At 62.8% G+C, this 26,891-nt stretch carries 30 protein-coding genes; 9 read left to right on the top strand and 21 right to left on the bottom strand.

The window, feature by feature from the left end:
* Window positions 1-6: 6 nt before the first annotated feature.
* The 4 genes from DT068_RS07865 to DT068_RS07850 are packed head-to-tail and all read right to left on the bottom strand — an operon-like array spanning window position 7 to window position 2,522.
* Window positions 7-423 (bottom strand): GFA family protein, encoded by a 417-nt coding sequence (locus DT068_RS07865; RefSeq protein WP_119389231.1) that lies wholly within the window; start codon window positions 421-423, stop codon window positions 7-9.
* 14 nt (window positions 424-437) lie between these two features.
* A complete protein-coding gene (locus DT068_RS07860) occupies window positions 438-1,199 on the bottom strand; it encodes a DUF899 domain-containing protein (protein ID WP_119389230.1) in 762 nt (253 codons plus the stop codon).
* A gap of 31 nt (window positions 1,200-1,230) precedes the next feature.
* Window positions 1,231-1,971 (bottom strand): hypothetical protein, encoded by a 741-nt coding sequence (locus DT068_RS07855; RefSeq protein WP_162914055.1) that lies wholly within the window; start codon window positions 1,969-1,971, stop codon window positions 1,231-1,233.
* 17 nt (window positions 1,972-1,988) lie between these two features.
* Window positions 1,989-2,522, bottom strand: coding sequence for an SRPBCC family protein (locus tag DT068_RS07850; RefSeq protein ID WP_119389228.1), 534 nt, complete (start codon window positions 2,520-2,522; stop codon window positions 1,989-1,991).
* A 101-nt stretch (window positions 2,523-2,623) separates the two neighbouring features.
* Here DT068_RS07850 and DT068_RS07845 point away from each other — a divergent pair, with 101 nt between their 5' ends.
* Both DT068_RS07845 and DT068_RS07840 read left to right on the top strand, forming a co-directional pair.
* Window positions 2,624-3,844 (top strand): winged helix-turn-helix domain-containing protein, encoded by a 1,221-nt coding sequence (locus tag DT068_RS07845; RefSeq protein ID WP_119389227.1) that lies wholly within the window; start codon window positions 2,624-2,626, stop codon window positions 3,842-3,844.
* A 27-nt stretch (window positions 3,845-3,871) separates the two neighbouring features.
* Window positions 3,872-4,510: a Vgb family protein gene (locus DT068_RS07840; RefSeq protein WP_119389226.1), complete on the top strand. Its 639-nt coding sequence runs from the start codon at window positions 3,872-3,874 to the stop codon at window positions 4,508-4,510.
* Here DT068_RS07840 and DT068_RS07835 read toward each other — a convergent pair.
* The 6 genes from DT068_RS07835 to DT068_RS07810 form a co-directional block, all read right to left on the bottom strand.
* The gene (locus DT068_RS07835) at window positions 4,507-5,442 is read right to left on the bottom strand and encodes a hypothetical protein (RefSeq protein ID WP_119389225.1); all 936 of its coding nucleotides are present in this window, start codon (window positions 5,440-5,442) and stop codon (window positions 4,507-4,509) included. The two genes, DT068_RS07840 and DT068_RS07835, sit on opposite strands and share 4 nt — an antisense overlap.
* Window positions 5,443-5,771: 329 nt before the next feature.
* A complete protein-coding gene (locus DT068_RS07830) occupies window positions 5,772-6,137 on the bottom strand; it encodes an MmcQ/YjbR family DNA-binding protein (RefSeq protein ID WP_119389224.1) in 366 nt (121 codons plus the stop codon).
* A 164-nt stretch (window positions 6,138-6,301) separates the two neighbouring features.
* Complete coding sequence (locus DT068_RS07825) at window positions 6,302-7,210, bottom strand: sigma-70 family RNA polymerase sigma factor (protein WP_162914054.1); 909 nt, start codon at window positions 7,208-7,210, stop codon at window positions 6,302-6,304.
* Complete coding sequence (locus tag DT068_RS07820) at window positions 7,207-7,962, bottom strand: SDR family oxidoreductase (RefSeq protein ID WP_119389223.1); 756 nt, start codon at window positions 7,960-7,962, stop codon at window positions 7,207-7,209. Before DT068_RS07820 ends, DT068_RS07825 begins: the two co-directional genes overlap by 4 nt.
* 98 nt (window positions 7,963-8,060) lie before the next feature.
* On the bottom strand, window positions 8,061-8,561 hold the full coding sequence (locus DT068_RS07815) for a methyltransferase family protein (protein ID WP_119389222.1): 501 nt from the start codon (window positions 8,559-8,561) through the stop codon (window positions 8,061-8,063).
* A gap of 73 nt (window positions 8,562-8,634) precedes the next feature.
* Window positions 8,635-9,774: an OpgC family protein gene (locus DT068_RS07810; protein WP_119389221.1), complete on the bottom strand. Its 1,140-nt coding sequence runs from the start codon at window positions 9,772-9,774 to the stop codon at window positions 8,635-8,637.
* A gap of 250 nt (window positions 9,775-10,024) precedes the next feature.
* On the opposite strand from DT068_RS07810, the gene recQ reads away from it, so the two are divergent.
* On the top strand, window positions 10,025-11,815 hold the full coding sequence (recQ, locus tag DT068_RS07805; protein WP_119389323.1) for a DNA helicase RecQ: 1,791 nt from the start codon (window positions 10,025-10,027) through the stop codon (window positions 11,813-11,815).
* A 103-nt stretch (window positions 11,816-11,918) separates the two neighbouring features.
* On the opposite strand, the gene DT068_RS07800 is transcribed toward recQ, so the two are convergent.
* Window positions 11,919-13,019: a lytic murein transglycosylase gene (locus DT068_RS07800; protein ID WP_368904528.1), complete on the bottom strand. Its 1,101-nt coding sequence runs from the start codon at window positions 13,017-13,019 to the stop codon at window positions 11,919-11,921.
* A gap of 130 nt (window positions 13,020-13,149) precedes the next feature.
* Between DT068_RS07800 and DT068_RS07795 the strand changes: the two genes are divergently transcribed.
* From DT068_RS07795 to DT068_RS07785, 3 genes are all read left to right on the top strand, one after another.
* Complete coding sequence (locus DT068_RS07795) at window positions 13,150-13,425, top strand: type II toxin-antitoxin system Phd/YefM family antitoxin (protein WP_438816416.1); 276 nt, start codon at window positions 13,150-13,152, stop codon at window positions 13,423-13,425.
* Window positions 13,422-13,859, top strand: a complete 438-nt coding sequence (locus DT068_RS07790; protein ID WP_119389218.1) for a hypothetical protein — start codon at window positions 13,422-13,424, stop codon at window positions 13,857-13,859. The genes DT068_RS07795 and DT068_RS07790 overlap by 4 nt, the downstream gene beginning before the upstream one ends.
* A 91-nt stretch (window positions 13,860-13,950) precedes the next feature.
* Window positions 13,951-14,988 carry an MBL fold metallo-hydrolase gene (locus DT068_RS07785; protein WP_119389217.1) on the top strand — a complete coding sequence of 346 codons (1,038 nt, stop codon included), beginning with the start codon at window positions 13,951-13,953 and terminating at the stop codon, window positions 14,986-14,988.
* A gap of 52 nt (window positions 14,989-15,040) precedes the next feature.
* Here the strand turns inward: DT068_RS07785 and DT068_RS07780 are convergent, their stop codons facing one another.
* Together DT068_RS07780 and DT068_RS07775 are read right to left on the bottom strand one after the other, a co-directional pair.
* Window positions 15,041-15,481 carry a hypothetical protein gene (locus tag DT068_RS07780; RefSeq protein ID WP_119389216.1) on the bottom strand — a complete coding sequence of 147 codons (441 nt, stop codon included), beginning with the start codon at window positions 15,479-15,481 and terminating at the stop codon, window positions 15,041-15,043.
* Between the two features lie 76 nt (window positions 15,482-15,557).
* Window positions 15,558-15,809 (bottom strand): hypothetical protein, encoded by a 252-nt coding sequence (locus DT068_RS07775; RefSeq protein ID WP_368904527.1) that lies wholly within the window; start codon window positions 15,807-15,809, stop codon window positions 15,558-15,560.
* A 309-nt stretch (window positions 15,810-16,118) separates the two neighbouring features.
* Between DT068_RS07775 and DT068_RS07770 the strand changes: the two genes are divergently transcribed.
* Entirely contained in the window at window positions 16,119-16,547 is a 429-nt protein-coding gene (locus DT068_RS07770) for a hypothetical protein (RefSeq protein ID WP_119389214.1), read from the top strand.
* 58 nt (window positions 16,548-16,605) lie between these two features.
* Here the strand turns inward: DT068_RS07770 and DT068_RS07765 are convergent, their stop codons facing one another.
* The 6 genes from DT068_RS07765 to DT068_RS07740 all read right to left on the bottom strand — a co-directional run bounded on the left by DT068_RS07765 (window position 16,606) and on the right by DT068_RS07740 (window position 22,745).
* Window positions 16,606-17,013: a cupin domain-containing protein gene (locus DT068_RS07765; RefSeq protein WP_119389213.1), complete on the bottom strand. Its 408-nt coding sequence runs from the start codon at window positions 17,011-17,013 to the stop codon at window positions 16,606-16,608.
* Window positions 17,014-17,807: 794 nt separating this feature from the next.
* The gene (locus tag DT068_RS07760) at window positions 17,808-18,308 is read right to left on the bottom strand and encodes a cupin domain-containing protein (protein ID WP_368904526.1); all 501 of its coding nucleotides are present in this window, start codon (window positions 18,306-18,308) and stop codon (window positions 17,808-17,810) included.
* Between the two features lie 147 nt (window positions 18,309-18,455).
* On the bottom strand, window positions 18,456-19,058 hold the full coding sequence (locus DT068_RS07755) for a L,D-transpeptidase (protein WP_119389212.1): 603 nt from the start codon (window positions 19,056-19,058) through the stop codon (window positions 18,456-18,458).
* A 109-nt stretch (window positions 19,059-19,167) separates the two neighbouring features.
* Complete coding sequence (locus DT068_RS07750) at window positions 19,168-20,040, bottom strand: DUF4253 domain-containing protein (protein ID WP_368904525.1); 873 nt, start codon at window positions 20,038-20,040, stop codon at window positions 19,168-19,170.
* A 180-nt stretch (window positions 20,041-20,220) separates the two neighbouring features.
* Window positions 20,221-21,006 (bottom strand): DUF899 domain-containing protein, encoded by a 786-nt coding sequence (locus DT068_RS07745; RefSeq protein WP_119389321.1) that lies wholly within the window; start codon window positions 21,004-21,006, stop codon window positions 20,221-20,223.
* Window positions 21,007-21,134: 128 nt separating this feature from the next.
* Window positions 21,135-22,745: a winged helix-turn-helix domain-containing tetratricopeptide repeat protein gene (locus DT068_RS07740; RefSeq protein ID WP_119389210.1), complete on the bottom strand. Its 1,611-nt coding sequence runs from the start codon at window positions 22,743-22,745 to the stop codon at window positions 21,135-21,137.
* Between the two features lie 78 nt (window positions 22,746-22,823).
* Here DT068_RS07740 and DT068_RS07735 point away from each other — a divergent pair, with 78 nt between their 5' ends.
* Together DT068_RS07735 and DT068_RS07730 are read left to right on the top strand one after the other, a co-directional pair.
* Complete coding sequence (locus DT068_RS07735; protein ID WP_119389209.1) at window positions 22,824-23,042, top strand: hypothetical protein; 219 nt, start codon at window positions 22,824-22,826, stop codon at window positions 23,040-23,042.
* A 388-nt stretch (window positions 23,043-23,430) separates the two neighbouring features.
* Window positions 23,431-24,603, top strand: a complete 1,173-nt coding sequence (locus DT068_RS07730) for an aminotransferase class I/II-fold pyridoxal phosphate-dependent enzyme (protein ID WP_119389208.1) — start codon at window positions 23,431-23,433, stop codon at window positions 24,601-24,603.
* Between the two features lie 128 nt (window positions 24,604-24,731).
* Here DT068_RS07730 and DT068_RS07725 read toward each other — a convergent pair whose 3' ends face one another.
* Complete coding sequence (locus tag DT068_RS07725) at window positions 24,732-25,991, bottom strand: three-Cys-motif partner protein TcmP (protein ID WP_119389207.1); 1,260 nt, start codon at window positions 25,989-25,991, stop codon at window positions 24,732-24,734.
* A gap of 32 nt (window positions 25,992-26,023) precedes the next feature.
* Entirely contained in the window at window positions 26,024-26,806 is a 783-nt protein-coding gene (locus DT068_RS07720; RefSeq protein ID WP_119389206.1) for a DUF5131 family protein, read from the bottom strand.
* Window positions 26,807-26,891 lie beyond the last annotated feature (85 nt).

The following is a 26,891-nucleotide window of genomic DNA, read 5'->3' as shown; positions in this document are numbered from 1 at the left end:
CCTCGCCTATATCGGCGGCATCCTGTCGAATTTGGGCAAAGCCGGATCGACGTGATCCCAAACCTGGCTGCTCACTGTATAGGTTATCACTTGCGGCTTGTAGCGGGCAGGATCATCGAGGCTTCCCGCATGGATGGTGAAGAAGTCGGGCATCGCCGAAAAACTCAGATAGACGGGGGTTCCGCAAGTGGGGCAGAAGCAATGCGTCTTCACATTGCCGCTGTCGCCGGCAATGTCCCATTGCGCTGCCGCGCCCGAGACCTTCACATCCTTCACGCTCGGGAAGGTCAGGTATGATCCATGCCCCGTGCCGCTCCTTTGCTGGCAGTGGCGGCACTGGCAATCGACCATCGCCAGGGGCTCGCTTGAGATCTCATAGCGGATGGCGCCACAGGCGCAGCCGCCAGTATAGGACTTGCTCATATATCTATCTCCCTTCAAGCCTTTCCATATTCATCGTGGCGGCGCCACCACAGGCCGCCCTCCTCGTTGCGCCCGAGAGGCGCGCGGTCGAGCCACTGATACATGCCCCACAGACCATCCAGCCCGCGCGCAAAGGCGGAATAGGTGTGATAGATGACGTCGTCCGCGCGGATAAAGCTGCTCATGCCCGGCCTTTCGCGTGTAAACGCCGCGGCATCGGTTCCCGCCATCGCCGCGTGCCTGGAAACCTCCCCTGCACCGTCCGTCTTTTTCCATCCGGGCTCGCGCACATAATTGTACTCGATGCCATCGCGCTGCTGCGCTTCGGTGAAGGAGACATTGAAATCGAAATTGAAGTCGCCGCCCAGCGAGGACGCCCAGGGGAAGGTCCATCCCAGCCGCTGCCTGTAGGCCTTGAGCCTGGCGAAGGATGCGCGCGACACCGCCCAGAGCATGACGTCATGCTGCGCCAGATGCACGGCAAAGCCGTTGAAGCCATCGGCGATCGCCGAGCAGGACGGGCAGCCTGCCTTGTAATCGGGACCGAACATGAAGTGATAGACGAGGAGCTGCGAGCGGCCCTGGAACAGATCCTGAAGCGCCACCACGCCCTTGTCGGTCTCGAACATATAGGGCTTGTCGATCCTGACCCAGGGCAGCTCCTGGCGGCGGCGCGCCAGCTCATCGCCCTGCCTGGTATGCTCCTTCTCCGCCTTCAGGAGATCGAGCCGCGCCTTGAGCCATTCCCCGCGCGTCGCTGTCAGATGATTGGCCATCGTCGTCTCCTTTCGCCTCGATCCGGGGGGCTTAGTGCTGCGTATGATCGAGGCACAGCACATTGCGATAAGCGCACAGCTCATCGACGAGTTCCTTCTCGTCGGCCAGGATCCTCGCCTTCTCCGCGGCACCCACCATCTGGATCATGTAGCTCTGCTCGCCATTGCCCTGCCGGTCGATGAAGGGCGACTGCAGGCTCGCCGGATTGGCGAGATCGGGAAGTGCCCCGATATCCGCATTGGTGAGGAAGGGCGCATAGAACATGAGATGCGGCATGGCCATGGTGTGGACCTCGAGATCGGGCGGTCCGATGGTGCGCATCACGGGGCCGATCATGTAGGAAAGCCCCGGCTTCTCGGGAACCTTGTAGGTCCTGTCGCGGTAGCGCTTCTCGATCTCGGCCTTGAGCGCTTCAGGGCCCAGCCCCTGCGCCCGCAATGCTGCGGCATCTCTCACATATTTCAGATAGGTTTCGGCGCCCGCCGCGTCGTAGCAGACCGCGTAATAGATATCATTGCGGAAATCGGCCAGTTCCCACTGGGTGCGCTGGACAAGACAGGCGACGCCGCTCGTCCCCTCACGCGAGAGCCGATACCCTGTCTTGGGATCGAGGAGATAGACAGTGGCCTTGTCGCGCATGGCCGGCGGCAGCGCGCTCAGCGCGAAGCGGGTCTCGAGCCGGGGCGGCATCTGGTCGAGCGTGGTGCCGGCGGCATAGGCTGGCGCTGCAGCGATCATCGCGGCGGCGGCGAAGGCAAATCCGAGGTTCATGATGGTCTCCCTGAAGATCACGCCATGAAGCGGCGGTCATAGTCCTGGCGCAGCCTTGTCCAGCCTTCCCAGAAGGGTTCGGGCTCAAGTCCGCGCGAGCGGATGACAAGAATGTCGAGATGCATATGCCATCCGGCCGCGATGGCGAGCAGCGTGCCGCGATCGCTCAATCCGCGATGCGTAACGGTCAACAGCACCTTCTTGCCCTGGGGCTCGAGCGCAAAGGTCACTTCACCCGTGTCATCCCAGCCGATCGAGAGCCGGCGCGGCGCATCGAGCTCGGTGATCCGGCTCTCCATCCGGTATTCTTCCTTGAACCCTTCCGGCTGCCTGGCCGGCGGATCGGACAGCTCGTTATTGCGCCAGACGAACTCGAACGGGGCGCCCAGCTTCAGCTCCATCTCGCCCGCGGCCAGCCATTGGCGGCGCAAGTCGTTCTCGGTGAGGGCGGCCCAGACAAGTTCCACAGGCCCCGGCAACAGGCGCTGGATGGTCAAGGTCTCAGATGCTGACAACACGCCATAGGGGCTGAGCGTGGTGAGGTCGTTCATCGGTCGTCTCCTTTCACGAGGTTGTTGTCAGACAGAGTAGTGACGGCTATCGAAAGGGTGGGAGTGACAAGTGTGGCGGGATTTCGGATCAAGGACGGCAGATGGACTCGCTGATCACGGCCGCGGCGCAGGCGCTGGCCCAGGGTGACCCGCTTGGTGCGCTCAAGCGGGTGGCGCTGCGCGAGGATGCGGCGGCGCTGGCGCTGCGCGGCATCGCGATGGCGCAGCTCGGCGATCTCGAGCGGGCGCGGGCGCTGCTCAAACGGGCGGCCCGCGGCTTCGGCGCGAAGGAAATCGTGGCGCGGGCGCGCTGCATCCTCGCCGAGGCCGAGATTGCGCTGGTCTCGCGCGATCTCGGCTGGTCCGCCACGGCGCTGGCGCAAGCGCGCGCCACGCTCGAAGACCATGGCGACAAGGTGAATGCCGCCCATGCGCGCTATCTGGAGATCCGCCGCCTGCTTCTCCTGGGCAAGCTCGATGCCGCGGAAACAGAGCTGGCCCGGCTCGATCCGTCGCCTTTGCCCCCGGCACTGCGCGCGGCGCATGAGCTGGTCGTGGCGGGCGTCGCGATGCGGCGCATCCGCAGCCACGAGGCGCGCGACGCGCTGATCCGCGCCAGACGGGCGGCGCGCCTTGCCGCCATTCCCGCACTGACTGCCGAGGTCGAGAGCGCCAACCGCCTGCTCGCGCTGCCGGCGGCGCGCCTCATCGCGCGCCAGCATGAGCAGCCACTGCTCCTCGCCGAGGTCGAGGCGCTGCTCGCCTCGAAGACGCTGGTCATCGATGCCTGCCGCCATGCCGTGCGCGCCGGAAGCGTGGTGGTTTCGCTGGCCAGCCGTCCGGTGCTCTTCGCGCTCGCCCGGGCGCTCGCCGAAGTCTGGCCTGACGATGTGACGCGCGATGCGCTGCTGGCGCGTGCTTTCGGGGCGAAACATGCCGATGAATCGCACCGGGCGCGCCTCAGGGTCGAGATCGGGCGGCTGCGGCGCATGCTGAAAAGGCTCGCCGGCATCAGCGCCACCCAGCGGGGCTTCCGCATCGAGCCGGCGCGCGGCCGCGACATTGCCGTGCTGGCGCGCCCCGTCGAGGAGAAGCATGCGGCGGTGCTCGCCTTCCTCGCCGATGGCGAATCCTGGTCAAGCTCGGCCCTGGCGCTGGCGCTCGGCTCCAGCCAGCGCAGCGTGCAGCGGGCGCTCGATGATCTCGCGGCGACGGGCAAAGTGCAGTATTTCGGGCGCGGCCGGGCGCGGCGCTGGATGACCCCGCCGGTGCCCGGTTTCACGACGACATTGTTACTCCCGGCGCCGCTGCCGAGCGGCTAGTTTAAGGGCAGCAAAGAGGACAGACCCATGAAGCAATCCGCCGCCCAGATCATTCGCGAATATGGCCCCTTCCCCGGCGCCGACAATGTGGCCGGCGTCACCTTCGATGGCAGCAAGGTCTGGTTCGCCTCGGGAGAGAAGCTCAACGCGTTCGACCCCGACACGGGCAAGACGGTTCGCGCCTTCGATGTCGCCGCGCATGCGGGCACTGCTTTCGACGGCGAGCACATCTATCAGATCGCCGAAGAGCGCATCCAGAAGATCGATCCCAAAACCGGCCGCGTGCTGAAGACGATTCCCGCTCCCGGCAATGGCGGCGATTCCGGCATGGCCTGGGCCGAGGGCTCGCTGTGGGTCGGAGAGTATCGCGCCCGCAAGATCCACCAGATCGATCCCGAGACCGGCAAGATCCTGCGCAGCATCGACTGCAACCGCTTCGTCACCGGCGTCTCCTGGGTCGAAGGCGAGCTGTGGCACGCCACCTGGGAAGGCGATGAGAGCGAGGTGCGGCGCATCGATCCCGGCACCGGCGAAGTATTGGAGAGCCTGCAGATGCCGGCCGGCGCCGGCGTATCGGGCCTCGAATCCGACGGCGCCGACAGGTTCTATTGCGGCGGCGGCGAGAGCGGGAAGGTGCGCGCCATAAAGCGGCCGAAAAGGACCTAGGCATCGAAGCGCCAGAAGCGCCCCTCACGACGCTTGAGCTTTTGCCTGAGCCAGCGCGGCTGCGCCGGCAGCAGGAAGTGCGGCGGCTCGTCGGTCTTCTCGAAGCAGAAGCGCTTAGGCAGGTCGGTATAGAGAGAGCGCGGCGGCTTCCCTCCTTTTATCCGTTTGATTTTGCAGCCGGTATCGAAATCGTGGAACCAGACGCGGGAAATGCCGCACAAGCCGATCAGGACGTGGAGAGCGGCCGCCAGTACGGCCTCGCTCCACATGGCCGCATGCGGCGCCAGAATGCTCTCCACATAGATCCTGAGCCGGTCGCGCGCGGCTGGCTCCTTGAACCCTCCCCAGCCTTGAATGGCGTCGGCAAGATCCTCGCCGGCATGCCTGATCCAATCATTCTGCACTTCCTCGATCAGCGCTTCGCCCGAAGCCGCATCGATATCGATGCGAGCCCAGCCCATCGTGTTGCGCCCATTCAAATTCACCGGATGGTACCCGCAGACGAAAGGCAGGTTTTCAGCACCGCAAACCAATCGCCGGTATTCCGCATCATGGCGGCGCGAGAAGTTGAGCTGCAGCACGAGCTGGCGGCGTGACCGCGATGTCTGGTTCCACTGCCGGTCGCAAGTCTTCCGCGAGCCCCAGGTGGCGAAGCTCAATACGTAAGTCTCGAACTCCTGCGGCCAAAGCATCAGGAGATCGTCACGATCGAGCCAGCCATCGCTCCTCGAGGCGGCAAGCGCTTTGATGGCGGGGCGATCGAGCAAGCGTCCATAGCGGCCTGCTCGCAGAGTCCGGATGGGCAGGCGCGGCCGCAGAATAGTCTCCAGCAGCATCACGGCATAACGATCCTTGTAGTAGCGAAAAAGCAGACGCCCCTGTTTCGTGTCGGCATCCGCTTGCGCCGGAATGAGGAAATCGCGGTCGATCATTGATCGTTGTCCAATGGCTCGGCCGCCCCGCGGCCATGGATGGACGGAGGGTGCGGCGTGACGGCACGACAGGCGCGCAAGCGCGCGTGGTCACGCCATCAGAGGTTCAGATTTTCAGGATGTGGCTGGTCGCAGAGCTTTGCCGGCTAGCTTGCCGGCGCAATAAGGAGCGGCCGGGCGTTTCGGGCGCCCGGAAGACCTGCGCACAGTATGGTGCGATCTTCCATCATCGGTCCTGCTCCAGCAAACGCGCTCATGGCGCGGGCTGCGCAATTGGCACAAAATCTGCCGCAGCGCAAGTGTTCAATCAAAAACGCGGGTTCAGTCGATCACCCGAATGACAGTCCGAGCTCCTTCTGCTTCTTCTTCGACAGGCCCTGCACCACGATCCGGTGCGAGGCCTTGAGATATTCCCTGAGCTCCGCATCCCTGAGGCCGGGTCTGGCATAATGCTGGATCCATTTCATGCCACGCGACGCGAGATAGGGTGCCGGCCTGAGACCCGGCTGGTCTTTCAGCACTTCATAGGCGATGGGGGAAACCTTGAAGGTGATATGCGGATGCTCACCCTCGTCCCAGCCACCGACGGCGAAGACCTTGCCGCCCACTTTCCACACATGCGAGCCGCCCCATTGCATCACATAGGTCGTGGCCGGGAGCGAGCCGCAGAAGATGTTGAATTTGTCATAGGTCATCGTACGTCCCACACGGATACAGGGAAAATACAGGGAGAATCCGAGAATTTTGCGGTCCGCTCCATCTTCGCTTTTGGAAGCAAGTACCGCGATATCAGCAGCTTATCGGAATTGCGCCGCACTGCACAGCGGGGAAATCGCGCATGCCTGAACAGGAAGACGCTCTATGAGGAGCTGGCCAGCACCAGTTCCGCGTCGGCGATGGCATAACGGACATAGCGGTAGTCGCGGATGAAGCTTATCCGGCCGTCCTGCCATTCGAGCCACATTACATAGCTGGGCTTGCGACCATCGCGACCGTCGAAAACCGCGATCACTTCTTTGCCCTCGAGCCAGGCCGGAGCGAGCCTCAGGCCATCATGTCCGGCATAGACAGTGAAGAATTTGCCGACATCCGTCTTGCCCAAACGCTGAGGATGGGCAGATTGGACGAGCCTCACATCGTCGGCGAGCAGCGCCCGCAAGGCGTCCCAGTTCTGCTGGTTGAACAGCGTCACATAGCGTGTCACTTGCGGCGACACCGGCGGCATTTCGGCGAGCGATGCGGCGCGCCCATTGATGTCGCGCAGACGCGCCCGCCCGCGCGCCAGATGGCCTTTCACGGCATCGATCGAGAGGTCGAGAAGACTTCCGATCTCGGCCAGCGATTCGCCCAGCACATCCTTCAAGATGACGACGCTGCGCTGCGGGATGGGGAGCTCCGCAAAACGCGACACCGCCGTCTTGACCGCTTCCTGGCGCATCAGAGTCTCCACCGGATCAGGGCTTTCCGTATCGGCGACATCGAGGGCAGCCTCGATGGGCTCTACCTTGCGCACAGCACGGCCGCGCAACACATCGAGCGCACGATTGTGGGCGATCTTGAACAGCCAGGGGCGTAGCGGCGGCGTCTCCTCCAGGTCTTCCAGGCCGACGAAGGCGCGCACCAGCGTGTCCTGCACGATGTCCTCGCCGTCGATGACCGAGCCCATGAGACGTGCGCAATATCGATGCAGCTCAGGGCGCAGCTCGCTCGCCGCGGCGAGGAGGCCGATCAGGCGTTCGGTATGCTGGACGCTCCCTTCCCGGCTCACGCGACTCCCTCGATAATTGTCACTCCCGTGTCGCCCTTCAGACCGAAGGCGAAGCCATCAGCATATTTCGGATCATCCAGCACCGAAACAACCTTCTCGCCGAACGCGCGGGGCGGCATCGGAACGCCGAAGCGCTGCAGGACCTCTTGCGCGCTGATGCCCTCGGCCTTGGCATAGGCATCGGCGCCGGTGTCGCCGACGCCGGTGCCGCCCACCATCTGCAAGGGCACGATCACCTGGAAGCGGATGCCGAGCTTCTTCTGCGCCACAATATTGTTGGCATATTTGGCCATGAGCCACAGCATGCGCTTGGCGCCGGCATAGCCGCCGGAAAGCGGCGATCCGTTATTGGCCGCACCACTCGAGCCCACGAGCACACGGCTTCCGGGCTTCAGCGGCAGATTGAGCGCCGCCTTCATCCAATAGAGCCCCGCCTTGACGTCGGTCTCCCAGGGGGCGGTGAAATCCGCCCATTCCATCTGGTCGAGGCTGCCCATGCGCGGCTTGGTGCCTGCGTTCAGCGCCAGGATATCCGGCCGGATCTCGGCCAGGATGCGCTGTGCCGCGGTCTCATCCACAATATCGGCGGCGACCGTGGTGACCCCAAGTTCGGCGCGGACGGCGGCGAGCGCATCGGCATCGCGGGCGACGACCGTCACATGGGCGCCCCCGGCGACGAGCGCTTCCACCAGCCCGCGACCGAGGCCACGGCTTCCGCCGGTAACGACGGCAGTCTTATCCTTGAGGCTCATTTCTCTGCTCCTTGATCGTGATCCCATGTCGCCAAGACGATCGAGGAGCGAAAAAGGAGTCAAAAAAGGTCAAATGAGTTCCGGGATGTTGAAACCGGCTAAATCCAGCGGCGCACGCGGGCCTTGTAGGTGCGATACTCCTCGCCGAACAGCTTCTCCAGATAGGCCTCCTCGCGGGCCACGACGCCATAATTGATGACCACGGCAAGCGGCAACAGCAGGATCAGGATCCACAGGCTTTGCACGCCGATGCCGATGCCGGCATAGACGAGGAACATGCCCACATAGATGGGATTGCGGGTTCTGCCATGAATGCCGGTCGTCACCAGCGCGCGCGTCGGCTCGTTTGTGGGCACCGGCGTCCCGGCGGTCGAGAAGTTTCGAATCCCTGCGGCAAAGACGGTGAGCCCGACGAGGATCAGAACGCCGGCAACGATCCAGGTGAGAAGGTCCGGCCATGGCGGCGAGAACGGCAAGGGCAACAGGTAGTGGAGCAGATAGCCGAGCAGAAGGCTGGCAAGAAAGATGAAGGGCGGCCGCGCGATGACGCCCGCGGTTGCGGTGTCGGCCATATGGTCGTGAGCCGGGTCGCTGCTCATGCTGTCCTCCGCAGACGCAATCCCACTATGACAACCGGGGCATCATTCTGCAAGGATGGAGCGGCGGGTCTGTCTATGCCGCTTGCGCGGCGCGGCTGCGGGGCGCGGGACGGCCGGCATCCAGCGCATAAGCGAGGAGCATGGGAAGGGTGAACACGCTCAGGATGAGGACCGTGTCATGGAGGACGCCGCCGCCCCATTCATAGCGCAGGATGGCGCCCGCCATGGCGAGAAGCGAGCCCAGGCAGAAGACGGGCAGCGAATGGCGCCCCATGACGGTGAGCGGGTTCGACGGCGGAATGCGGCGCAGCCATTCGCCAAAGGGCGAGATCATCACCACATAAGCGAGCGCCAGTATGTGCAGCAGGCGCGGCAGGGCGAAATAGGTCTTGTCGAAATTCCACAGGCGCTGCGGGATCAACGTGTCGGCAGGCTTCCAGGCCGAATAGCCCAGCCTCACCCAGGCACAGGCGAAGACAAGCCAGGCGATGCACAGCCAGAACAGAAGCGGGTTGAATTCAGGCATGCGCCCCTCGCGCGACCACAGCCCCGAGATGAAGCCGATCACGAACAGAAGCTGCCAGGCAAAGGGATTGAAGAACCAGCCGCCCGGTATCGGGTAGTTCGGTATGTTGAGCCCGTACCAGCCGGCGGCGAGCCACAGTACCAGCGACGCGGCGAAGAGCAGCGCGCGGCTCATCCGCGCCAACCACATCATGACGGGCAGCAGCGCCAGGAAGACCATATACATGGGCAGGATGTTGAAATAGCCGAGCTGGTGGCCGAGCAGCACCATGCCGACAAAGGCCGCGGCCGTGTTCTCGAAGAACGTCTTCAGGCCGACATTATAGATCATGTCATGGACATAGCCCGGCCGCGCGAAGACCATGGCGGCGGCGCAGAACAGCGCCAGGGCCATCATCGTCGTCACGATGTGGCTCGCATAAAGCATGGCCGAGCGTTTCAGCGCGCCGAGCGAGGCGCTCACTGCCTGCCCTTGCGCAAAGCGCGGGAAATAGGCATTGGCCGAGGCAAAGCCCGCCAGCAGGACGAAGATTTCCGCTGCGTCGGAGAGGCCGAAATTGATGGTGGTGAAGCCCGCGTAGAAATTGTCCGGCACATGATTGATGAAGATCATCGCCAGCGCCAGGCCGCGCAGGAAATCGACGCGATGATCGCGGCTCGATATCTGTTCGCTTGAGGGTGACGTCATGCTGCCGACTGCCGCTACCTTCCGTTTTACCTGCCCTTCTGGAAGGCCCGGCGGAGTCGTCAAACGATACGCCTATTGGACCCGAGGCGCATAGATCGTTGCCGCCACAATCCGGCAGCTTGATGGCAAGGATCGGCTCCCCTGAGTAAGGTCGTCTGCCCGGGCAGGCCGGCCTGGTGCTGTCGAATTGCGAGCGCGTCCCCCGGGAAATGGGATAGTGTCGAAAACCTCTTCCATGATCGATTCTAGCATGCCGGCCGATCCCCTCTCCATCCTCACCAGCGTCTATGGCTATGACAGTTTTCGCGGCCGGCAGCGCGACATCATCGATCATGTGCTGGCGGGCAACCACGCTTTCGTGCTGATGCCGACCGGCGGCGGCAAGTCGCTGTGCTACCAGATCCCCGCCCTCATCCGCCCCGGCCTCGGCCTCGTCGTCTCGCCGCTCATCGCGCTGATGGAAGACCAGGTGGCCGCCTTGCGGCAGGCCGGCGTGAAGGCGGCGGCGCTCAATTCGAGGCTCTGGGGGCCCGAGAAAGAGCTCCTGTGGCGCGAGGCCGAGGAAGGCGAGCTCGACCTTCTCTATATGGCGCCGGAAACGCTCTTGAAGCCCGAGAACATCGCGCGGCTGAAGGCGCAGCCCTTGTCGCTCATCGCCATCGACGAAGCACATTGCGTCTCGCAATGGGGCCATGATTTCAGGCCCGAATACCGGGCACTCGATTGCCTCGCCGGGCTCTTTCCCGGCGTGCCGCGTCTGGCGCTTACCGCCACGGCCGACACGCCGACGCAAGCCGAGATCGTCCAGCATCTCGACATCGGCGACGGCAACAGATTCGTCTCGGGCTTCGACCGGCCCAATATCCGCTATGGCGCCGCCGAGAAGGTGAACACGACCCAGCAGGTGCTGCATTTCCTCAAGGCCCGCAAGGGCGAAAGCGGCATCGTCTACTGCCTCTCCAAGCGCAAGACGGAAGACATGGCAGAGGCTCTGAACGACCACGGCTTCACGGCGCTGCCCTATCACGCCGGCATGGAGATGAAGGCGCGCGAGGCGAACCAGCGCCGCTTCCAGCATGAGCAGGGCCTCATCATGGTTGCCACCATCGCCTTCGGCATGGGCATCGACAAGCCCGATGTGCGCTTCGTCGTGCATGCCGATCTGCCGGCCAGCATCGAAGCCTATTACCAGGAGACCGGGCGCGCCGGCCGCGACGGCCTGCCCGCCGAGGCGCTGATGCTCTATGGGGCGGCGGACATGGTGCTGCGCCGCCGCTTCATCGAGGAAGGCGATGCGCCCGATGCGCGCAAGCAGGTGGAACGCCGCAAGCTCGACGCGCTTCTGGGCTTCGCCGAATCCTCGCAATGCCGGCGCCAGGTGCTGCTGCGCTATTTCGGCGATGACGGCAGGCCGTGCGGCAATTGCGATGTGTGCCTCGATCCGCCTGAGACCTTCGATGGCGCCATCGCCGCCCAGAAGCTGTTGTCCTGCATCTATCGCACCGGCGAGCGCTTCGGCCAGGCGCATGTCGTCTCGGTGCTGCTCGGCGAGCATGACGAGCGCATCGACCGCCTCGGTCATGACAAGCTTTCGACTTTCGGCATCGGCCAGGAGCATGACCGCAATGCCTGGCGCTCGATCCTGCGCCAGCTCATCGCCCATGGCCTGATCACGGTCGATGTGACGGGCCATGGCGGCCTCTCCATCTCGCAAGAGGGCCGCCAGTTCCTGCGCGACAGACCGGCGCTCAGCCTGCGGATCTTAAAAAAGACGAAGCGTGACCGCAAAGCCCGCCGGGCAACGGTCGACACGCTTCCTGCGGCCGACGAGGCCCTGTTCGGGAGATTGCGCGCCAAGCGCCTGGAACTCGCCAAGGCGCAGAATGTCCCGCCCTATGTCATCTTCCACGACAAGACGCTGGCCGAAATGGCCGCCCGGGCGCCACGCAGCATCGCGGAGCTGGCAGGGATCCCCGGTGTCGGCGAGACGAAGCTCGCCAGATATGGGGAGGCGTTCCTCGAGATCATCAATGGCAGCTAAGGCGATGAGGCGCATGACATCTGCCCCTGTTCGAGGGCGGTGCATGGCAATTATCCGACCTCGAGACCAATGTTCTCGACGCGGTCGATGCGGCGGTCATTGCCTAATTATTTCCCGTCAACACCTCCAGAATGCGCGCACCGGGCCGGCCTGTCTCCTTCAGGCCGGCCTTTCTCTCGGCGAGCCGGATCGCGGCGGCGGTCAGCGGGCCCATGCGCCCGTCGGCTTCACCCTTGTAGAGACCCTGCGCGATCAGCAGTTCCTGCAGGCGCTTGCGCTGGGCGCGCGACAGGCCCGGATCATTGGTCGGCCAGGCCTTCGTGAACGCGCCCTTCCCTTTCAGGCGATCGGAGAGATGCGAGATCGCCAGCGCATAGGATTCGGCCGCGTTGTACGAATAAAGCGCATCGAAATTGCGCGACACCAGGAAGGCCGGTCCGTTGCGCCCCGCCGGGCGCAGCAAACCGTAGGAGCCGGACCTGGGCAGGGCTGAGCCATCGGCGCGCGTGACGCCCCTCTTCGCCCAGGTTGCCGGTGAGGCTTTCTTTCCGCGGCCCACCGGGCCTTTGTATTTGGCGGGCAGTTTCACCTCGAAGCCCCAGGGCAGGCCCGAGCGCCAGCCGGATTTCCTGAGGAAGTTGGCGCTGGAGGCGAGCGCATCGGCGACCGAGTTGACGATGTCGCGCCTGCCGTCGCGGTCGAAATCGACCGCCAGCCTTCGCCAGGTCGAGGGCATGAACTGGGTGTGGCCGAAGGCGCCGGCCCAGGATCCGTGCAGGTCCTTGAGCTTCACATCGCCCGCAGCCGCGATCTTCAGCGCCTGGATCAGCTCGCCCCTGAACATCCGCGCCCGGCGCCCCGAGCAAGCCAGGCTCGCCAGCGCCCGGGGCAGGAAGAAATCGCCTTCGATCTTCCCGTAATCGCTCTCGACACCCCACAAAGCGGTGAGCACGAAACGGTCGACGCCATAGGTCTTTTCGATGGCGGCCAGGGTCTTGGCCTCGATGCGCATCATCGTCCGGCCGTCGGCAATGCGCGCCTCATCGACCAGGAAGGCCATATAGTCCCAGATGGCGAGCTTGTATTCCGGCTGGTTGCGCGAGAAGCGCACCACCTTTTCATCGAACCTGATGTCGCCGAGCGCGGCCGTGACAATATCGGCCCTGACGCCGGCCTTGAGCGCGTCGCCGCGAATGCCCTTCACGCAGGCCTCGAAGGGAACCGCGCTTGCGGGCGTCGCGAAAAGGCATGCGAAGGCAACACAGGCGGCGAGTGGGAGATCCTTGAAAATCCCTTGGAATATCCGTATATTTCGAATTATTCGAATAATCCGAGTGCCGGTCATGGTCAAGATCAGTTCAACCGAATTCATCAAAACGCCTGGCGTCTTCCAGGACCGGGCTCAGCGCGAGCCCATCGTGATTCTCAAGCACAATCGCGAACATACAGTCCTTCTTTCCGCTGAGGAATACCATCGGCTTAGACGGCGTGACCGCCAGGTGTTTCACACCGGCGAGCTTTCGGACGCGGACATGACGGCCATCACCGCCGCCGAGCCGCCGGCAGAGGCAGCCCTCTTCGATCACGAGCTTGAGACGAAGAAGGCGTGAGCCTTCCCGAGCCAAAACCCGGCCTCGTAATCCGCTACTCCTATCTGTGGAGTCATGAACACGCTTTGGGGCGCGAAGAAGGCGTCAAGGATCGCCCTTGCGCCGTGCTGCTCGCGACCAGGACGGAAGCCGGCGATCTGCGTGTCATCGTCCTGCCGATCACGCATGTTCCACCTCGTGATCCCGGAAGCGCTGTCGAGATTCCGCCGCCAACCAAACGGCGCCTCGGCCTTGACGATGACCAGTCATGGATTGTCCTGAGCGAAGGCAATATCTTCACCTGGCCGGGACCGGACCTTCGTTTTGCGCGAAATGGCGGCCCGGCCAGCGTCGCTTTAGGCTATCTTCCCGCCGGGCTGTTCACCCTCATACGTGACCGCTTTCTGGCACTACATGAGAGGAACAAGGCGCGGTTCGTGCGGCGGACCGAATGATCCCCCGCAGTCCAAACGGTTATCGAAATCCGCTCGCCGCTATGACACTATATATGTCATCACAGGCTCTTCGTCCTGATAGAGGCATGCGATGATCTTCCGTCAGCTTTTCGAACCGGTGTCCTGCACCTATTCCTATCTGATCGCCAGCCGGCGCGGCGGCGAGGCGCTCATCATCGATCCGGTGCTGGAGAAGGTCGACCGCTATCTGCAACTGATGAAGGAGCTCGATGTGCACCTCGTCAAGGCGGTGGACACGCATCTCCATGCCGATCACATCACCGGCCTCGGCGCCCTGCGCGACCGCACCCACTGCATCACCGTGATGGGCGAGCAGAGCAGCGTCGATGTGGTGTCGATGCGCATCGCCGACGGCGACAGGCTGACCATCGAGGGCGTCAGCATGGATGTGATCTATACGCCCGGCCACACGGATGACAGCTACAGCTTCCACATGCAGGACCGCGTCTTCACCGGCGACACGCTGATGATCCGCGGCACCGGGCGCACCGATTTCCAGAATGGCGATCCGCGCGCGCAATATGAATCGCTGTTCGGCCGCCTGCTGCGCCTGCCGGACGAGACGATGGTGTTCCCGGCCCATGACTATAAGGGCGACACGGTGTCGACGATCGGCGAGGAGAAGGCCTTCAATCCGAGGCTGCAGGTGAAATCGGTCGAGGAATATGCGGCGCTGATGAACAGCCTCAAGCTCGGGAACCCCAAGATGATGGATGTCGCGGTCCCCGCCAATATGCGCCAGGGCCTGCACCAGGAAGAAGTGGCGCGGCGCGGCTGGGCCTATCGGGCGAAAGAGGCCAGGGATATCGTCGGCCAGCCCGGCGTGGTGCTGATCGACCTGCGCGAGAAGGACGAGCGCAAGCGCCATGGCAGCATTCCGGGCGCGTTGCATGCACCCTACCCCGAGCTGCCGGAGAATATCGGCGTGGGCGGCATGCTGCGCAAGCTCGCGGAGACCGAAGGCCACAAGCAGCTTCTGTTCTACTGCGCCTTTGGCGAGCGTTCCGCCATGGCGGTGCAGGCGGCGCAGGATGCCGGCATCGCCTCGGCGCGCCATATCGAGGGCGGTATCGCCGCCTGGAAGAAAGCCGGCGGCGCCCTCGGCTGATATCTGCCGCCATCCTGCTTGGCGGCGGCCCTGTGATCGCGCCGGCGGCGGTTCAGTGGGTCGCCTTGCAGGTCCCGAACGCCGTCAGCACCACCTCATGAGACACCACGGTGAAGGAGACGCCGTCCTCCGCCCGGGAGGTCTGGATGACCCATCCCGTGGCCCCGTCCACACCTTGCAAGGTCAGGTTCTCGCCCGTGCTCGACAGCGTATCGATGGTGGAGACATGCGGAAGCCCGCCGGCGCTTACGCTCGCGATCACTTTGTCGGTGTAGTGGATCAGGAGCTTCGCCGGCAATGCAAGCTCGCCAAGCGACTTGCTCTCGGCGCAGCCGCCATCCGCCTTGCAAAGCTGCGCCTTCGTCAGCGTGCAATCGGCCGGCGTCGGCAAGGCTTCCACCTGGGGCGTGGCCTTGTCCGTCGTGGCTTCCTGGGCAAAGGCAGCGCCGGTCATGCAAGCGAGCGCGAGCACCGCGATTGTAAATCTGTCCATGGGCATGCTCCATTGTGTTTGGGCCGGTCGGGACCGCGCCCGTGCGGACTCGTTGTTTCAGATTAACAATCCGGCTCTAGTAGCAGGGCGGATAGGGCGGATAGCCGCAATAGGCCGGACCATAGACCCGCGGCGGCGGGTAATAGACCGGCGGAGGTCCGCCATAGTAATAGTGTTTGTGATGCCTGTGCCCGCTGGACGCAATGGCGGAGCCCACAATGGCGCCGGCGACCAGGCCGCCGACCAATGCGCCGCCGTGATGCGCCCGGGCCGGCGTGCCGGCTGCGATCATCAGGCAGGCGGCCGCGGTCAAGGCGGTCAGTTTCATGGGTGACATCAGGTTCATCACTTGACCTCCGTCTGAAAAGTCCTGCGAGAGCCGCCGCCGACTGTCCCGCTCATCCTCGGTCTTCCCCGGCACGATGTCAACCCTGCGCGCGCTTCGGCGTGAATTAAATGTGTTAATTACGCAACGGCAGTTAAGCATGTCGAAATTGCGCCTTGCATCGAGGGATCGCACGGCGCGAAAATGGCGGAAGTCCGGGCGTTGACAGGTACCGGCACGCCGGACCGGCAATGAATCGGATGTGACGGCTCCCATCGACCGCCCCCGCGGTGAAGAAGGAGGATGCCCTCAATGTTTGAATTCAGCAACATCATATGGCGGCATGCCGCAATTGTCGCGATCGGCCTCGCCGGGCTGGGAGCGGCGCCGGCTCTGGCCGCGGGCGGCGCCTGCGCCGGCGTGAAGGTCGAGGTGACGCAGGCGCGCAAGGGCGAATACGCCCCTCTCGTCGCCTCGGCGATCGGGAACAGGATCAAGCCCGCGCAGGTGACGTTCAACGCGATCCTGGAGAGCGGCGACTGGAGCGCGGCCTATGTCTCCACGCCGGTGAGCGACGATGGCGTGATGTTCTTCCAGAGGGTCGGCGGAAAGAAGCGGCTTCGTGACGTATGGGGCGGCTATGCCGAAGCCTCGGAAAAGCCCGAGCTGGTGTCCTGGGCGCGCAAGCTCGGCGTCCCGCGGAATCTGGCAAGGTGTTTTGCCCAGGCCATGACGGAGTAACGCGCAAGGCGATCCGGCTGCCCGGTTCCGCCGGCCGCGAATTGGCACATTCCGGTCGTCAGCCCTGAGCCCGCAACGTCTTCCACGACGCGTCCTTGGCGACATCGACCAGCTCATAGCCCATCGGCCCGACGCAGGGACCGAGAATGGCGACGATCCTGGCCGGGGTGTCTGCGACATTGAACGAGGCATGCACGACATCGGCCGGAATGAAAGCGGAATCGCCCGGCCCCAACAGGCGCTTGTCGCGGTCGACCCACTGCTCGACCTTGCCCGAGACGACGAGGATCACCTCTTCCTGGTCGGGATGCTTGTGGAAATCATGCCCCTTGCCGGGCTCGAGGCCGACATCGATCACGGTGAGCTGGCCGGCGCCGGTGCTCGGCGGATGGCTCAGCCAGCGCAGCGTACCCCAGTCCTCGGTCTGCGCCGCGACCTCCCTGGCCATGACGAATTTACCCGGCATCTCATTCTCCCTGACGACCCAGCGCCTTCAGGATTGATCCTATAGACAGTGCGGCCCTGCCCGACAATTGCCTCGGACAATGCGGCGAGCGTCACAAGGGGGGCGGGCTTTCCCCGGAGGGCTATCGAATGCGGGTTGGCAGGGCGCCTGACGCGCCTCCGCGCTCTCCATCATTTCCCCTTCTCCCGCTTGCGGGAGAAGGTGCCCAATAGGGCGGATGAGGGTGTTGGTTCAGCATGCAGTGGCCTTCGATGTTGGGCAAACAGCAGGCTTGAGCTCGCGGAATGCTTCGCAGTGTCAGCACGAAGGACACCCTCATCCGGCGCTTTGCGCCACCTTCCCCGCAAGGGGCAGGGCTGTCCGGGGAAAAAGTGCGAGGCATTCGTAGAATGCCCGCAAGAGCAGGGATATAACCTTATCTTTGACAACCGAGACTCAGAACTCACCTCGGTTTCCCTTCGCCCGTGCGCAGCATGGGAGAAGGTGGCCGAAGGCCGGATGAGGGCTCTTCGGTCCGACCTGCTCAGGTGTATGCCAACGTTATCGCGGAACCTCGGTGCTTTTGGGGCACGTGACAAGAGCCCTCACCCGCCCTCTCGCCTTCGCGAAGCCGAGGTTTCGTCCCGACAGAGCAGATAACTTCCGCTTCGGCGGAGCAAGGTCGGGCACCCTCTCCCATCCTTCGGACGGGAGAGGGGGAAATGATTGGACGAGTTCGACACCGAATTCATTTTCCCCGGACAGCCCTGCGCAGGCGGGAGAAGGGGAACGACGAACGGCAAGCAGAGAAATCCTTATATGCGATCGCCCTGGCTTTCCCCGGAGGGCTCTTCGATGACGACGCCGTAGCGCGCGGTGATGGCGGCGATCTTGTCCATTCCCGGATGGCCCTCGGCGGTGGCCGCATCCAGCTCGACGAACATCCTGTCGAGGCCGACGCTGGGCGCCGAGAGGATCAGGACGCGCGCCGTCTCGGCGCCGACATTGCGCAACGCATGACGCCGGCCGCGGGCGCCGAAGAAGAAGCCACCGGCTTTCAGCAGATGCGGTTCCGGCGCGCCTTCGAACGCGATCTGGAGCTCGCCGCTCAGGCCATAGAAGGCCTCGTCCTCGTGCGTGTGGGTGTGCGGCGGCGCGCCCGAGCCCGGTGGGAACACGGCCTCCCAGAGCGAGAATGATCCTCCCGTCTCCTCGGCCGTCGCCTTGTAGATATGGGTGGCGGTGAGAACTTTCAGCGTCGCGCCGGCGCCGGGCGCGCGCATGAATGATGTCCTTGCGGTTGTCTTTGCATCCATTCTTTCCTCCTTTCCGCATGAGGCTGGTGAATGTGGATCTTCTTTTCGTCGGCGATGCGACGAAAATGTGCAAAGCTGCTGGAACTCCGCCACAGACTGACGGAGTTCCGCCTGTCCTAAATCGCCGGCATGGCCGTGAAAGGCCGATCAGGCGTCGGGCGGCAGGATCACCACGCGCGCGCCGAGCTGGACGCGCTCATAGAGATGGATGATGTCGATATTGATCAGGCTGATGCAGCCGGCGGTCGTCTTCCTGCCGATGAGCGAGGGTTTGACCGCGCCATGGATGCGGATCACCGTGTCGACATCGCCCTGATAGAGATAGAGCGCTCTTGCCCCCATCGGATTGTCCTTGCCGCCCGGCATGCCATGGATGTGCTTGATCATGTCGGGGAACTCAGCCAGGTGCTCGGGCGTCGGCACCCAGATGGGCCACTTCTCCTTGCGCCCGATCGTGGCCTCGCCATACCAGGACCGGCCGGCCTTGCCGACGCCTACGCCATAGCGCGTCGCCCGGCCGTTGCCCTCGACGTGATAGAGGAACTTGTCCCCGGTATTGACGACGATGGTTCCCGGCGGCTCGTTCGTCGCATAGTCGACGCTGCGCCGCCTGAACTTGAAGGGAATTTCCTTTGCATCGGATTCGAAGACCGGGAACGGCTCCCCGGCCAGCGCGAAGGCTTCACGGCGCCCGGTAAAAAGCCCCGAGGCGAGTGCGGACGCCATCAGCGCGCGGCGTGAGATTCCCATGGCTGTTCCCCTGTGGTGAGGTGATTCCTAATATCACGCCGCCCTCAGATCAATATGCCTGCGTCAGATGCGGATGAGAACGACGCCCGGGACCTGCCCGGCTTTGCGCTCAATCCCACCAGAAGTACCACCAGTCATTGGCCATCAGGTCGGCGGCGAGCGCGCTGTAGCTCTGGAAGCCCTGATCGATGATGTCGGCGCAATAGACATATTGATCACGCGCCAGCGCCAGCGCCTCCTCCCGAGTCCGGGGCCTGCCGGCCACGCGCAAATTGATCGTGTCGAAGCTCATGCCGATGAGCTCGGCGCCGTAGCGGTCGCGCCAGCTCCGGAGCGCCGCGACATGATATTCGGGCGCCGGGCACTCGTTCCACCCGCCCCAGCGCAGATAGGCCGGAATGGTGGTCCAGTCATCGGTCGGCGCGATACCGATATGGACTTTCGAGAACGGCTTGCCGGTCAGGATATCTCTGACGACCGTGAGCCCCGCGGAGGGCTCAGGCGTGGCGGGCCAGTCGCCCAGCGGCGGCTCGTCGGGCTGGTTTTCCATCGCCGCCAATATCTCTTCTTTCGATAAGGTCCGTGTGCCTCCTTCATTCATCTCGACGACTTTGGGAAGCGTCATATTTGGGTTTGCGCCGAATTGAGCCTTGAATTGCTGGAGAAAGAATTCTTCGTCCTCTTTCTTCCGCTTGGCGAGATCGTTCGGAAAACTGATGCCGTCAGCGAGCCTGACGATGTCTTCAACGGCCTGAAGCGGAGGCGTGCCCGGAATATCGGGGCCGAAGGGCGTGAGCAGATTGCCCAGGCGATCCGTCTCGTCGCCCCCCAGGATGACGGGCGTTCCCTGACCGGCCGATTTCAGTTCCTGCCATTTCGCCAGCGCCTGTTCGCCCGGCACCTCGATCAGCTTGAGCGGGAACTTCTCCAGCGCCTTCCGTTCATATTCCTGCGCCCGCCGTTTCATCTCCTCCGTCGTCATGGCCCCCGACCTCCCTGGAATTGCCGCGGCGATCGATCCGGTCAGGAACCCCGTCAACATCTGTCGCCGCTGCATCGCCTGCCCCCTCACAGCATGTCGTGTTTCTCCTACCACGGGCCGCCCCTGGAATCATACCGCAATATCCGCTGATCCGGGGCCTGGAGAGCAGCCAGCCTTCGCTTAGCTGCAGCACGAACCGGCCTTGTCCTTCCCGCGCGGCGCCGGCTCATAGCGGTCGTGGTGGCGCACCCATTCCATCTTGTGATCGACGTCGCGCTCGCCCCTGCCCTCAGGAGTCAGATCGAGCATGCTGTAGGTGCCCATCATCACCTCGACGCCCCTCGCATAGGTCGAATAGGCGTGGAAGATCGTGTCCGCCTCATCCTTGATGAACACGCTGATGCCCGGCAGTTCCTCGTAGCAATGAGACGACGTGCCGTAATTATAGCGGCAGGCATCGCCCGCCACCTCGTCCGGCGTGAAGCTGACGCCGAAATCATAGTTGAAGTCGCTGCCGAAGGACGACACCCAGGTGAACTTCCAGCCCATGCGCCGGCGGAAACGCTCGATCTCGGCGAAAGGGGCGCGCGACACGGCGATGAAAGTGACATCGCGATGCGCCAGATGGACATTCATGCCGTCGCTGTGGTCGGCCATGTAGGAGCAGCTCGGGCAGCCTTCCTCCCAGCCGGGGCCCAGCATGAAATGCTGCACCAGCAGCTGGCGGCGGCCGTCGAACAGCTGGCCGAGCCGCAGCCTTCCCGTGGGCGCCTCGAAGACATAGTCCTTGTCGATGCGCATCCAGGGCAGCTGGCGGCGCTCGCGCGCGACCTCGTCGCGGAACCTCGTCAGTTCCTTCTCGCGCGCCAGCAGCTTCTTGCGTTCGGCGACCCATTGCTCCCGGGATACGATGCGATGGCTTCCGGCGCCTGTCTGCGACATGGCATTGGTCACATGTGTGTTCATGGGATTGCTTCCTTCCATTCGGCTCTTGCGCTGTTGGTGTTCTCACCTGCGAACACTTAAGCGCTGAGGTCGGGACGGTGGGAGTGACAAATCTGGCGAGATTCAAGCCGATGCGGGCACAGGCCCGATCAGGATCGGGAAGCAGCCCGCTCCGGCAGGCCCGCCTTTCTGAGATTCTGCCGCAGATGTTCCCGGGCAATCGCATCGGCATAGGGTGCGAGCTTCGGGTCCGTCCATTTCCCGACCGTCGCACCGCGATCGAGCTCACGCGCGCGCTGAACCGATGTCCGCGCCTGTTGCCGGTTTCCGGCGGCGGCGAAACTCGCGGCCTGATAGAGGCGCAGGACGGCGCTGTCGAGCGAGCGCAAGGCCGCGAAGGTGGCGATGGCCTTGTCATACTGGCCGGCATCGAAATAGATCTGGCCCAGCTGGGCCGTGTACCATTCATAGTGAAACGGATTGAGGCGCATGGCCTTCAGCGCATATTCGACGCCCTCTTCCGCCCTGCCGGCATAGCTCAGGCAAAGCCCAAAATCGGTCATCACCTCGGCGTCGTTGGGATTGCAGTCGAGGCCCTTGCGGAAGGCCTCGAGCGCCACGCCGTGATTCAATGAATAGAGATTGAAGCTGGCGAAGGCCCAGTGCGACCAGGCCTCGCCGTCGTCGCAGGCAATCGCCTTCATGGCCCATTGGCGGGCCAGCTCCATCGAGGCGGCGTAGTCGTCGGCCCAGCCGCAATAGGCGTCGACCGTGTGGCTCAACGACATCTTGCTATAGGCCTTGGCAAGTCGCGGATCGCATTCGATGGCCATGGCGAGTTCCTCCCTGGCGCGGGCCTCGCCTTCCTTGGTGAAACGGCAGGTGTCGTAGGCGCGCTGCAGATGATCGAGCGCGACGAAACTCGCGAGGCCTGCGGACTTGCCGCGCTCACGCCAGGCCTTGCCCAGCCTGCCGCCATAGCCCGAGGCCAGCGTGCCGATAATCGTGCCGGTGATCTCGTCCTGGACCGCGAATATGTCCGTCAGCTGCCGGTCATAGGTCTCGGTCCACAGCTGCCGGCTCTCGGCGCCGTCGACAAGCTGCACCGAGACGCGGATGCGCTCGCCCGCCTGCTGGACGCTGCCCTCCAGAATGTAGCGAACCGAAAGCTCGCGCGCCGCCTCGGCCGCTGTCACCGTCCGGTTGCGGTAGGCCAGCGTCGAATACCGGTCGATGACGAACAATTCGTGATAGCGGCCGAGATTGGCGACGATGTTGAGCGCCAGTCCGTCGCAGAAGATATCCTGCGCCGCATCGCCGCTGAGATTGGCGAAGGGAAGCACGGCGATGGATGGCTTGCTCGCCGGCATCGCCTCATCCGCGGCGGGTGCCGCCGATGACGCCGCTTCCGGCCGGGGGCCGGCATATTTGTAGCCCCTTCCGTGCACCGTCGTGATCATGCCGGCCGCGAGCGCCTTGCGCAGCGCCGATACATGGACCTGCAGCGTGTTCTCCTCCACGACGAGGCCCGGCCAGACCGTGGCGAAGAGCTGCGCCTTGCCGATCACCTCGTCCGGCTTCGCCAGCAGGAGGCTGAGGATGTCGAAGGACCGCGCCGAAAGCTCCACCGGTCCCTCAGGCCCGAGCAGCAGCCTTTCGGTGGGCTTCAACCGGTAATGCCCGAACTGCAGGTCCATTCCGAGCCTCCCTTGATCGACGATACGATAATCGAAGCCGGTCCTGGAAGCGAATTTCAGCATTCTTCAGGACTCTTCAGGTCGGCGCCAGGGACCTGAGCGGGCAGCGGTGTCATGCTCTGAAAGTCGCAGGAGGACGCCATGACCGATCTTTCCACTGCCGCACCGATCAGGATCCGCCGTCCCGGCCTGAAGCGGCCGGGTCTTCCGGGGCTCGCAATCGGCGCATCGCTGACGGGCCTGCTTAGGCTGATGGGCGATGCATTCAGGCTGGCCTATGTGACACCCTATGCCGGCCCCCATCGCCCGAAGCGGACCGCCGCGGAGGATGATCTCGAAGGTCGCGATCCCACCTGGTGAGCTGCTGGCGACGGTTCGGCCGGCCATATCCACGACAAGCAAACCCGGTTTGAAGCCGGAGCAAGGCGTCCCCGCCGACCGCAGGGCAATCGCATATGGGTTGGTAGACGCCTAACGCGCCTCCGCGCTCTCCATTATTTCCCCTTCTCCCGCTTGCGACCGCTTGCGGGAGAAGGGGAACGGCTAACGGCAAGCAGAGAAATTCTCATATGCGATACCCCTGCCGCCGACCGGGAGGGGACCTGACGGATTTCACAGGGTATCGTCAGCCATTTGCCCGCCCGCCTGCCCCGCATCAAGCTTGCACTCCTCTGGTGACGCCACATCGTGCTGCCATTGGCGTCAAAGCTCGGCTACACAGAAGCTGAGATGCGCAAAGGGGAATTCCATGAAGCTTGTGTCGGACCGGGCCGTTGCGGCCGCTGCCGAGCTCGATACCGTAAGCGACTTCTTCCGGACCTACCGGATGGGCGTGCCCGACGAGCAGGTCCGGGCCGATCTGACCTTCGGCAATCCGCATGAGATGGCGCTGCCCAGGCTGGTGGAGAGCCTGAAGCGGCGCATCGAGCCCCGGCGGGTGGACTGGTTCGCCTACAAGACGAGCGAGGAGGAAGCGCGCGACGTCGTCGCCCGGGCGCTAATGGCAGAGCTTGGCCTCGCTTTCGAGCCGGAGGATATCGCCATGACGCCGGGCGCATTCGCGGCCATCGGCGTCGCCTTCTCCATGCTGATGGATCCGGGCGATGAATGCATCATCCCGATGCCCGGCTGGTTCGCCTATACGACCATGCTCAGGGCCCGCAACACCGTGCCGGTGAAGGTTCCGCTCGACGATCGCACCTGGGATCTCGATGTCTCAGGCATAGAGCGGGCGATCACGCCGCGCACCCGCATCGTCATCATCAACACGCCGCATAATCCCACGGGGGTCGTCTATTCGCGCGAGAGGCTGAGCGAGCTTGCCCAGATGCTGCAGCGCAAGTCGGCCGACATGGGCCGGCCCATCTTCATCCTGTCGGACGAGCCCTATCGCAGGATCCGGTTCGACGGCGTTCACTACACCAGTCCGGCGCAGGTCTATCCCTGGACGCTGATCGACTACAGCTATGCCAAGATCCTGCTCGCCCCCGGTCTGCGCCTCGGCTACCTCGCAATCTGCCCCGATATGCCTCAGGAGGCGCGTGATGAATTGCGCCAGCTGGCGATGAGCGTTCAGATCTCGCTCGGCTGGGCCTTTCCCGACGCGCTCGCCCAATATGCCGTGGCCGACCTCGAGACCGTCTCGATCGATATCGAAGCCTTCCGGAAGAAGCGCGACCGCGTGCTCGGTGCCCTGACCCAGTGGGGCTACACGCTGACCAAGCCGCAAGGCACATTCTACATCTGGGGCAAGGCCCCGGGCGGCGATGCTCACCTCTTCACCCGCCGGCTGGCCGAGCACGGCGTCTATGTGATGCCCGGAACGCTGTTCGAGCGCCCGGGTGAATTCCGCATCAGCCTGACCGGCAGTGCCGAGATGATCGAAGCCAGTTTGCCAGCGTTCGAGGCAATGAGCGCATAGCAAGTTGAATCAGCTTAAGTAGCCGCCACCGTGGCCCTCCGTCCGTCGACGGGGTAGTAGTATTGGCACCAAGGATTTCTCATCGGCTTTTGTTTCTTCATTGATGCGATTCTCGGGCAGCGTCGATACTACACCTTTTTCTTATCGGAATCGTTCAAGAACATGGGGAAGAAGCTGCGCTGCCGTTTCATCTTAAGTGTATCACTCGCAATGATGCTGGATGCCTTTCGACGCTCGCCGCCTTGCTCCGTAATGACTTCGAGATCCGGATTTTCAATCATCACCGCGTGGATTTCATCCATGTGGGCAGGAGTCATGTTGTAGATACTTCCGTAAAACTGGCTCATGCTGACAACGTCGCCAAAATCAGTCACGAGGCGCGGCACGTCATCGTACAGCTGTTGTTTAGCGGCGTCGCGACCTGAAACATCGAACAAGTAAAGCGCATTGGCATCGTCACGTGGATCATAGGACAGCATGTGCAGGCCAGAACGGCCGAAATGTGCCTGCATAGAGCTGTTCCGATGCAGGATGTTGTTATATTCCTGACGCGCTCGATAGCTGTTGGCGAAGTGTATGAGCCAGTATCTCCATCCTTCTGGGTTGTTGATGGAGAAGGGGCTGACATATGAGGCGCAACTGCGAAATGCGTTAAACACCAAACGCTCTGCCCCACCCAACCACCGTGTGTTACTCATGCGCTCCTCGAGTGGTGACAAATCCCCTGGAGAAATCCCGAGGAAGCCAAGCTGCGAACTCAGAAGAGTTGGATTGGTTCTATTGAGGAATGCCAATAGGGAAGAAATCGCGAAAGTGTAAAAAATTTCGGCAGAAGTGAATGATGAGAGGATATCAGTTAATGTTCCGCGATCCACGTGACTGTTGCCACATTGATCAAGATTAAAAAGAACGTTCTGATAGCGCCCCCTACTCAACAGTTCCTTAACTTCGGGGAATACCATCTCGAAGGGATCATTTCGATATTCGACCTCGAGGTGCAAACGAGGCACCTCCTCCTTTATGGCGGCCAGCATCGGTGCAACGCGCGTCTTGAGCAGTTCTACGGTCTCCGGGTCGCCGTCATTTAGAACGAGAAAACACTCGATATCCAACGGAGACATTCCTTCCGCATTTCGACGAACGTTAAATAACTCTGTTGCCGTGCGGAGTTCCTCGACAAAAATCAGAGGCGAACCCGGCTCCCCGCCGGCATATCGCCCGCCGCCAGCAAATCCATCAACAATGGCGAGGCGAAATTTGCTTTGCTGCGGGAAGGCGCAGCGTACGGCCAAGTACCGGCCAATGTACTCTCGAAGAATTTTGTGTTTGCGCTTGGTATGTTCTTCGAGAACGGCACCTTCATGCCATAAGTACGGTTTTTCGACCATCAGCCCCCGCAGGGATTCTCAATGTATGCCAACTAAAATTCGGTGTTCGGCGACGTCGGCATATTGTCCCAAACTTTCCCGCGATACTCGCGCCCATTAGCTTTCTTCGAGCGGCGCTTGTTGTCTTTTCCCCACGTGCCCCACTGCTTGAAGAAGAACTTGGTGTCATAAACGGAGCATTGATCATATATCTCGTCAATCCACTCTTCACGGATTGGACGAGCGGCCCTACCGCTCTCTCCACCAACTATTGCCCAATGGACGCCGGCCAAATTCACCGGCCCAACTGGTCCAATTAGTGGCTCAAAGGAGATAAATCGAATGTGGGCTGGCACCACGCGCAATGCATCAATACGTGGTGTAGCTTCGGCGTTCTCCACGCTCGTTCCCAGCCAAACGTTGGGTAGCACATCCTTTATAACATTCTGCACAATCTCGGCCATCCGCTCTGGGCGCTTGGTGAGAATCTGGTAGTGATGCCGTGGCGTGTCCTTCATGACCTGCCACACCTTGGCAATGAAGCCATCGCTCACACCCTCATGAAAGAGATCACTCATCGAGTTGACAAAGATCTTCTTTGGCTTCTTCCAGCCACGCGGCATAGAAAGGGCCTGATGATCTTCACGAACAATTCCATTCCAGATGGTACGTTTTCCACTCCGACGTGTTAGGCCTTGATACTTTCCGATACCCATCGCTTCCAGACGCTTGGCCATCTCCATCGCGTAGCAGTTAGTGCAGCCTGCACTGACGATCGAACAGCCTGCAACAGGATTCCAGGTGGCATCGGTCCATTCGATTTGTGTTTCGGCCATCAACAATACTCGCACTGTTTTGTAGTCCGGTCTCAAGCTACCGGAGTTCTGCCCTTGCCGAAATCCCGATTCACGTCTCTGTTGT

It is taken from the genome of Taklimakanibacter lacteus, assembly GCA_003576695.1.
Classification (GTDB): Bacteria; Pseudomonadota; Alphaproteobacteria; order Rhizobiales; family Aestuariivirgaceae; genus Taklimakanibacter; species Taklimakanibacter lacteus.
This window is presented reverse-complemented; position numbering and strand designations above follow the sequence as displayed.

Bases quoted from the DNA above. Each gene is read 5' to 3' on its own strand.
- DT068_RS07750 (WP_368904525.1), bottom strand. From the start codon at position 20,040: ATGACGACGGAGGAGATGAAACGGCGGGCGCAGGAATATGAACGGAAG.
- DT068_RS07775 (WP_368904527.1), bottom strand. From the start codon at position 15,809: ATGAAACTGACCGCCTTGACCGCGGCCGCCTGCCTGATGATCGCAGCC.
- DT068_RS07855 (WP_162914055.1), bottom strand. From the start codon at position 1,971: ATGAACCTCGGATTTGCCTTCGCCGCCGCCGCGATGATCGCTGCAGCG.
- DT068_RS07780 (WP_119389216.1), bottom strand. From the start codon at position 15,481: ATGGACAGATTTACAATCGCGGTGCTCGCGCTCGCTTGCATGACCGGC.
- DT068_RS07745 (WP_119389321.1), bottom strand. From the start codon at position 21,006: ATGAACACACATGTGACCAATGCCATGTCGCAGACAGGCGCCGGAAGC.
- DT068_RS07765 (WP_119389213.1), bottom strand. From the start codon at position 17,013: ATGCCGGGTAAATTCGTCATGGCCAGGGAGGTCGCGGCGCAGACCGAG.
- DT068_RS07820 (WP_119389223.1), bottom strand. From the start codon at position 7,962: ATGAGCCTCAAGGATAAGACTGCCGTCGTTACCGGCGGAAGCCGTGGC.
- DT068_RS07850 (WP_119389228.1), bottom strand. From the start codon at position 2,522: ATGAACGACCTCACCACGCTCAGCCCCTATGGCGTGTTGTCAGCATCT.
- DT068_RS07830 (WP_119389224.1), bottom strand. From the start codon at position 6,137: ATGACCTATGACAAATTCAACATCTTCTGCGGCTCGCTCCCGGCCACG.
- DT068_RS07760 (WP_368904526.1), bottom strand. From the start codon at position 18,308: ATGGATGCAAAGACAACCGCAAGGACATCATTCATGCGCGCGCCCGGC.
- DT068_RS07770 (WP_119389214.1), top strand. From the start codon at position 16,119: ATGTTTGAATTCAGCAACATCATATGGCGGCATGCCGCAATTGTCGCG.
- DT068_RS07720 (WP_119389206.1), bottom strand. From the start codon at position 26,806: ATGGCCGAAACACAAATCGAATGGACCGATGCCACCTGGAATCCTGTT.
- DT068_RS07845 (WP_119389227.1), top strand. From the start codon at position 2,624: ATGGACTCGCTGATCACGGCCGCGGCGCAGGCGCTGGCCCAGGGTGAC.
- DT068_RS07730 (WP_119389208.1), top strand. From the start codon at position 23,431: ATGAAGCTTGTGTCGGACCGGGCCGTTGCGGCCGCTGCCGAGCTCGAT.
- DT068_RS07860 (WP_119389230.1), bottom strand. From the start codon at position 1,199: ATGGCCAATCATCTGACAGCGACGCGCGGGGAATGGCTCAAGGCGCGG.
- DT068_RS07840 (WP_119389226.1), top strand. From the start codon at position 3,872: ATGAAGCAATCCGCCGCCCAGATCATTCGCGAATATGGCCCCTTCCCC.
- DT068_RS07735 (WP_119389209.1), top strand. From the start codon at position 22,824: ATGACCGATCTTTCCACTGCCGCACCGATCAGGATCCGCCGTCCCGGC.
- DT068_RS07815 (WP_119389222.1), bottom strand. From the start codon at position 8,561: ATGAGCAGCGACCCGGCTCACGACCATATGGCCGACACCGCAACCGCG.
- DT068_RS07810 (WP_119389221.1), bottom strand. From the start codon at position 9,774: ATGACGTCACCCTCAAGCGAACAGATATCGAGCCGCGATCATCGCGTC.
- DT068_RS07785 (WP_119389217.1), top strand. From the start codon at position 13,951: ATGATCTTCCGTCAGCTTTTCGAACCGGTGTCCTGCACCTATTCCTAT.
- DT068_RS07725 (WP_119389207.1), bottom strand. From the start codon at position 25,991: ATGGTCGAAAAACCGTACTTATGGCATGAAGGTGCCGTTCTCGAAGAA.
- recQ (WP_119389323.1), top strand. From the start codon at position 10,025: ATGCCGGCCGATCCCCTCTCCATCCTCACCAGCGTCTATGGCTATGAC.
- DT068_RS07755 (WP_119389212.1), bottom strand. From the start codon at position 19,058: ATGGGAATCTCACGCCGCGCGCTGATGGCGTCCGCACTCGCCTCGGGG.
- DT068_RS07835 (WP_119389225.1), bottom strand. From the start codon at position 5,442: ATGATCGACCGCGATTTCCTCATTCCGGCGCAAGCGGATGCCGACACG.
- DT068_RS07865 (WP_119389231.1), bottom strand. From the start codon at position 423: ATGAGCAAGTCCTATACTGGCGGCTGCGCCTGTGGCGCCATCCGCTAT.
- DT068_RS07740 (WP_119389210.1), bottom strand. From the start codon at position 22,745: ATGCTGAAATTCGCTTCCAGGACCGGCTTCGATTATCGTATCGTCGAT.